Origin of the sequence: Cohnella sp. GCM10020058 (assembly GCF_042683485.1) — a bacterium.
In the GTDB taxonomy this organism is placed as follows: domain Bacteria; phylum Bacillota; class Bacilli; order Paenibacillales; family Paenibacillaceae; genus Cohnella.
In genome coordinates this window covers 1-667 of sequence record NZ_JBHUJV010000026.1, presented here as the reverse complement: position 1 = coordinate 667, position 667 = coordinate 1, and the positions used below count along the sequence as shown (strand labels likewise).

Sequence of the window (667 nt, the reverse complement as noted above, 5' to 3'; positions counted from 1 at the left end):
CCTCGTACAGCGGCGTTACTCCTGTCTGTGTATCCGGTATGATATCCGGTGCGACGTATCTGCCATCAAGATCAACGATGATTCCTTCTTTGCTCATGTTATCCCTCCTTACTGGTCAATCGAGAAGATGATATAAAATGCAAATAACGAGCCGGCGCCGTTCTCAAGAATGACGGATCCATCCGTGTTAATGTATCCCCCGGCTGCCGTCCATGTTGACACGTTTACCGACTTGGCAGTAAATGGCACAGCACGCTTTGGCGCTAGCGCCTGAGGGATTTTAAATAATACCGTTCCGTTCGTCGTTGTCCCGCCTGTTAAATCAGCGCGTACGCTTACCCGCCCTGAATCATCGACGGTGTATGCTGCGGTAGGAAGAGTAACCCCCGCGACAGTGCGGTTAGTCCATCCGTTAATCGGTGTCGCCGCGATCCATTGCGCCTGTTGTTTGCCTGCTTTTTGCACTTGCAGCACGCTCACAGCCGTACGCAGGTCCGTTACTCCGCGGTTAACGTCGTCTAGCGCCTCTTTTTGATTGCTGGCGTAGTCAGCGCTGATGGACTGCGGTGCGATGCCCTGAGCGTAAGTGTCTAACGCGATGTACGTGACCGAATAAGCAGATAACGGATCGTACGCCGGAACAGCCTCGTATGCTCTTTGCTTGCCG

The 667-nt window shown here is 53.2% G+C and carries 1 pseudogene; it reads right to left on the bottom strand.

Annotated elements, in window-relative coordinates:
- Positions 1-108 precede the first annotated feature (108 nt).
- A pseudogene (locus ACFSR7_RS35730) lies at positions 109-667 on the bottom strand (hypothetical protein); the annotation flags it as partial.